Genomic DNA, 6,055 nt, shown 5'->3' with positions numbered 1-6,055 from the left:
AATGCGCCTTGTAAGCTAGTCACAAAGCAGTTTTGACTGTTTTCGGAGATGTCTAATAGTTCCCAGTAAGGCGATCCCTGCATTATTCACAAGGATATCGACCCTTCCCAATTCTGCATTTGCCTTTGCCACCAAGTTATTTACCTGGGTTTCATCAGTCACATCAGTGACAATAGGCAATGCCTTGCCACCACTAGCCTCGATGCGTTCTGCTAATGCCTGAATGCGATCACCACGCCTAGCAGCGAGTACTACTGTTGCCCCAACTGAAGCCAAAGCGATCGCAGTTGCTTCTCCAATTCCCGCTGAAGCCCCAGTGATAATTGCTACTTTTCCTTCTAATTTACCTGTCATTTATCTAACTCCTTAGTGATTGATAATTGGGCATTGGGAGTGCTGAGTGCTGAGTGCTGAGTTAGGAGTTAGGAGTTAAGAGTTAAGAGTTAGGAGTTTTGTTTACCCCCTTGTTTTCATCTCCCTCATCTCCCTCATCTCTCCCTGCTCCCCCTGCCCCCCTGCCCCTGCCTCTTACCGATCCTCAAAACGGATGCAACTGCTGCTCCACAAAGTATTATGGCTGCGAAGCGAAAAGTTCCTTGGAACCCTGCAACGATCGCATCAGGAGGGGCAACAGAGACATCCGCACCCGCAGACATACTAGCAATTAAGGCTCCAAATACTGCCCCAATTAGAGAAACTCCTACGGTGTTACCTGATGTACGTGACAAAGATAACAGTCCAGAAGCAATCCCTAGACGCTCTCTCGGTACTGCTCCCATAACAGTGCTGTTGTTGGGCGATTGGAATAAACCCAGACCAATGCCGTAAATAAAATAGCGCGATACATAGCCTAGCTCAGTAATTTGAGCATCAAAGGTGCTAATTCCCAGACAGCCGCCAATCATCAACCCCAGCCCAATTGAACTGATCGGTCGAGCGCCAAAGCGGTCTGAAAGTATTCCAGCTAGGGGGGCAATTAACCCACTAAGTACAGGTGACACGGCTAGTAACAGCCCTACTTTTACCGTTGGATAATGCTTGACGCTCTCTAGAAAGAAAGGGACGATGAGTAGCGAACCGCCAATAACAATGAATGCTAACCAGCCACTTAGCAAACCCATACTCAACTGAAGATTGCGAAACAGCTTTAGCTCTAGTAGTGGCTGCTTTAGAATCGCTTCAACTACCAAAAAAGTAATGAAACTCACGGCGGCGATCGCTAGTAATACCAATGCATTGGTACTGCTAAAGCCAAGGCTTTGCCCTAGCGTCATACCCAGCCCAAAACTACCTAAAGTCAATAAAGCCAATATGGCTCCCAAAAAGTCAAATTTCTGTTTGCCTTCAATGCGTGCAGAAGGTGGCACTACGCGAGCTATTAAGAAACTAGCTATAATCCCCAGTGGTACATTGATGAAAAATATACTATGCCAGCCTGACCAGCTTAAAAGCAATCCGCCAGCAGAGGGGCCAAAAGCAATTCCCAGTGACACTACACTACCGATGACGCCAACAGCCCGACCTCGTTCGGAAGGGGGAAAAACTTCTGTGATAATTGCTAAACCAAGCCCAGAAATGAACACAGCACCTAGTCCTTGAAGTGCCCGAAAGGCGATCAACCACTCGATACTAGGTGCAAAACCACACAAAAGCGAACTGAAAGTGAACAGAACAAGTCCCCCCTGGTATAAGGACTTCTTACCCCACATATCCCCCAAGCGCGTTGCTCCCAAAACTAAACCGGAACTGACCAACTGGTAACTCAATACAGCCCATTGGGTCGTAGGAAAACTAGTGCCAAAGGCTTGCACCAATGTGGGCAAAGCAACATTAATGATACCCACATCCAGGGTAGACATGAATACTCCAAGTCCAACACCGAGTAAGACCCAATTTTTTTGAGAGCCTGATAAAGCCAGAGGTTCTGCTTGGAATTGTGCCAACGTTTAGCCTCCACCTTTGACTTTACGGTTGTAAATAGTTTGCATACGTATATTCATCTTAATTAATTTAAAATCTCGTAACCGCCTTAACTCATCACCTACATTGTTTGATACATAAAAGTCATAACTCGTCTTTGCTTTAGAATGCTTATAGAATTGATCGATCTTCTCATAATCCTTCTTGGCAAGCCAGGTAGCAACAGCTTATTTTTGCTATCTATGACAGTGCCAATTACTTGTAGATTGGGGGAAATGGCTGTGGTCGCACTATTTACAATCTATACATCTACCGTTGCATAATCATCACTGACGGCAATCAAAACATTCTGGATAGTGAAATTTACCATATTTAACCTTGATTAAGTAATTGTATTTTGACTTGAATTTCAAGTTACAAAATAGAAAATGGTGTTGGGTACTGGAATTTTATGAATTTACCATTACGGACATTGGGAGTTGCACCAAATGCGTGGACAGTGAATGATGCGATCGCAGATATCACTCGTCTTCAAAAGACCCCACAACCCGTTATTTTATCAACAGAAACTAAAACCCTGCGCCTAGACTTGGCAAAAACTGCTATCCTCGTCATTGATATGCAAAACGACTTCTGTCACCCTGATGGCTGGTTAGCGCATATCGGTGTAGACGTAACTCCAGCGCGTCAGCCTATTGAACCTTTGAACAACTTACTTCCAGAACTGCGTGAGGTTGGTGTTCCAGTCATTTGGGTAAATTGGGGGAATCGTCCCGACTTGCTCAATATTAGTGCTAGTTCGCGCCACGTCTATAATCCCACAGGGGAAGGTGTGGGATTGGGCGATCCACTACCAAGCAATGGTGCTAGAGTACTTATGTCAGGTAGTTGGGCTGCGGCAGTAGTAGACGAACTAGAACAGATTCCCGAAGATATTCGTGTGGACAAATATCGCATGAGTGGGTTTTGGGATACACCCTTAGATAGTATTTTGCGGAATTTGGGAAGGACAACATTATTTTTTGCTGGTGTAAATGCCGATCAATGTGTGCTAGCTACCTTATGTGATGCCAACTTTTTAGGATATGACTGCGTGTTGGTTAAAGATTGCACCGCTACCACTTCTCCTGAATATTGTTGGCTGGCGACATTGTATAATGTCAAACAATGCTTCGGTTTTGTCACTGACTCGCAAGGAATTTTAACAGCGCTGCAAAATGGTGAGGAGTAGGAGAGATGCGATTAATCGCGTCTGTACAGGTGATTTTGTGATTTAGAGAACAACTAACAACTTAATATTCAGGACTCAGGTTTTAGGAATTTTCATACCCATCGATAACTTCAGAGGGGATAAATAAATGTACGCTACTCGTTGTGTAATTCCGGTTATCAAATCTAGCAAAGATTACCAAGTATATCGCATCAGTCCCGACGCCTCTAATCGATTAGCAATTATCTTTGATTCGACAAATGCTAATACTTCTTTGACTTGCTGCATAGAAATTTTTGATGTTGGTGGACAAACACCCCCAAATCGCCATCAGTGGGCGGTGGAAATGTTTTTCGTCCTCAAAGGGGAAGCGATCGCTATATGTGACGGCAAGACTACCACGATCAAAGCTGGAGATAGTTTATTGGTGCCTCCCACTGGTACTCATTTGATTAAAAATACTGGTTCTACTCGCTTGTACACGTTGACTGTTATGGTTCCCAATGAAGACTTTTCGGAACTAATTCGCAGTGGGATTCCGACAGAGTTAGATGAAGAAGATATGGCAGTACTAGGGAGATCTGATGCTTTGATGCCCTGTTAAAGATATTTGAAACCTCACTTCTATTTCTCTCTCCTATAAAGCTACGGTGTACACACAAGTTTTGCCGTAGCTATATCTTTATTAATAAATGAAATCTCACATTGCGCTTCTATCCCGCCTCCCCTGCCTCCCCTGCTCAAGAACAGCCTGCCTTAACAGATATAGCGGTTCTCGAATGGAAGCAATACACTTTGACCTCTCTCCAAACCTCTCTCCTAAAAGGAGAGAGGCTTTGAATTTTATTCCCCAACGCTAGTAGGGAAGGGGCTGTTCTTGTTAGGTCTGTATTGCACTCAACCCAGAAGCGCTATAAATTTCCACAAAGCCAAGCGTATTGCACTATCTAGTCCTTAATAACTGCACGAAAGTATTACTGACCGTATTATCTTTAGTATCGGCGGCGTATTGAATCAATTCTTCACGCAGTTTTTTGGCTGCATCTATCTCAAGTAAGGTTGCTAGCAAGAAATAAACGCCACGAAATCGGGGGTCGCCCATTCTATCAACTAATAGTCCTTCGGCGGCATCAGTTTCGCCCAGAAAGTTTTGCACTAAGAAGAAATCCATGATTTTATCGTGGCGGAAATACCACTCTTTCTTGGCTTCGCCTTTTTCATCTTGCCACTGACGGCTGACTACCATTTTGTATTTCTCGTCTGACAAAGACATGGCAACTTGCTGAAATTCATCTGCGGGTAAGGCTTGTTTGTCTTCGAGTCGCATTTCGTAGACGGCGGCTGAGAATTTCTTTAAGGGAAATTCTTGATTCCATTCTTTGAGGTATTCTGCCGCCATTAAATTGTATTGCTGTTCTTGCAAACGAAACAAGTTAGGGTGTTTGCCTTGTGATAACATCAGCGCTACCACTGTTAGATCCATTGGATTGGATAGAATTCGGCGGACAGCATCTAACTCTTCTTTGGCTTGTTGTTGGAAGACTTCTGTTAAATAATCGGTGCAGGCTTTGGCGTAATCAGCACCTTGAATTTTGGCATCTTGGGGTAGTCGCGGCTGACGGGATATCAAAAACTCTTCAATTTGTTGTTGCTCAAGGGGCTGCAATTTATATATCTTGGCTGTTGAGGGTGGTGTCCACTCTAGGGGCTGGGTAGTCATAATAATGTTGCCCCGGAAATAGCTTTCGACAAACTGGCAGATTTTAGCCCGTGTTTCGGCGGTGACTTCGTTGAGTCCGTCGATGCAGATATCTATCGCGCCACTGTAAATTAGGTTTTTTAAGAAGCTGGCATCTTGGGCTTGGCCGTGTAGCTTGTCTTGGATGGCTTCAATTACGCCTTTATGACATTTCTGGGCGGGGAGATAAACGACTATGCGCTCTTGATTTTTCAACAGATGGCGGAGAAACATCGACTTGCCTAAGCCGGAATCTCCTTCTAAGATAATTTGTCCTTGAATACTGGGTAATGCTGCGGTAATTGGCAGGATGTCTCCTGAGACGGGAACTTTAACTTTAGATTCTGGGAAGTATGATTGGTCATAAAAATTATCTAAACCGGCATCGGCTAATAGGGAAGGTTTGAATGGTTCAAATAATTTGCGCCGGAAGGGGGGAAACCAGGTGAGGAGAAAGCCGACATAGCCGACGCCGAGAATACGGCGTACCCAAGGGTTCCAGAAGAAGATGGCTTGGACTTGAGGAAATTTCGGGTAGGCAAAAATCAGGGCAAGCCAAAAGGCAATGTGAGCGATGATGGTGTTTCTGGCTTTGAAAAACCACCCCCAACCCTCAAGGTTAATTATTTGTGACCGTACTGCATAAGCTTTATTTGGGTAGGAAGTTTCGAGGTTGTTGTAGTGGGACTGTAGCAAACCAATATCTTGCCATTTCCAATGAACTTTTTTGTTTTCGGCAACTATCGAAATCTGTTCTGCTAAATCTTCTCTTAATCTATCCAGCCCCTCACTAGGTTTCCAGGCTTTGAGAAAAACCTCCAGCGTTTTCTTGCCTTGTTCGTGAGTAAGTTCCTCAGGAATTGTTTTTCTCTCAGGTCTACCTAGCAATGTCAGTAGCGTTTTTACTTCATCTGTGCCACCACTCAGGAAGTAAGATAAAAACCGCCAAAATTCAAAGTTTCCTGTATCTGACCCAAATATTCCCTGGTTTGGCTCATAGATATAATTCAAAACTATAACAACTTCTTCCAGTTTCAGTTGTTTTATCTTCCCTAATGCCGATGCCGCACCATAACGAACGTAGGCGTTCACCTTTTCATCCTTGAGGATATTGGCGATGTCAGGGACATACTTGGCTGCGGCGTCTCCCAAGTTGCCCAATGCCGATGCCGCACCTGAACGAACGT

5 protein-coding genes are annotated in these 6,055 nt (G+C 44.4%); 2 read left to right on the top strand and 3 right to left on the bottom strand.

All coding sequences use genetic code 11. The features are described from left to right. Positions 1-15 precede the first annotated feature (15 nt). Positions 16-354, bottom strand: coding sequence for an SDR family NAD(P)-dependent oxidoreductase (locus HWQ40_RS14260; RefSeq protein ID WP_292778761.1), 339 nt, complete (start codon positions 352-354; stop codon positions 16-18). A 134-nt stretch (positions 355-488) separates the two neighbouring features. Further along, on the bottom strand, positions 489-1,943 hold the full coding sequence (locus tag HWQ40_RS14255) for a DHA2 family efflux MFS transporter permease subunit (protein ID WP_292778759.1): 1,455 nt from the start codon (positions 1,941-1,943) through the stop codon (positions 489-491). 428 nt (positions 1,944-2,371) lie between these two features. Between HWQ40_RS14255 and HWQ40_RS14245 the strand changes: the two genes are divergently transcribed. Together HWQ40_RS14245 and HWQ40_RS14240 are read left to right on the top strand one after the other, a co-directional pair. Continuing rightward, on the top strand, positions 2,372-3,151 hold the full coding sequence (locus HWQ40_RS14245) for a cysteine hydrolase family protein (RefSeq protein WP_292778757.1): 780 nt from the start codon (positions 2,372-2,374) through the stop codon (positions 3,149-3,151). 127 nt (positions 3,152-3,278) lie between these two features. Beyond that, positions 3,279-3,734, top strand: coding sequence for a cupin domain-containing protein (locus HWQ40_RS14240; protein WP_292778755.1), 456 nt, complete (start codon positions 3,279-3,281; stop codon positions 3,732-3,734). A gap of 339 nt (positions 3,735-4,073) precedes the next feature. On the opposite strand, the gene HWQ40_RS14235 is transcribed toward HWQ40_RS14240, so the two are convergent. Continuing rightward, the coding region (locus HWQ40_RS14235; protein WP_292778753.1) for a HEAT repeat domain-containing protein at positions 4,074-6,055 on the bottom strand (1,982 nt) is incomplete at its 5' end.

Origin of the sequence: Nostoc sp. NMS9, assembly GCF_017114995.1 — a bacterium.
GTDB lineage: Bacteria > Cyanobacteriota > Cyanobacteriia > Cyanobacteriales > Nostocaceae > Nostoc.
The sequence above is the reverse complement of the archived record's forward strand: the minus strand, read 5'-3'. Positions and strand labels throughout refer to the sequence as shown.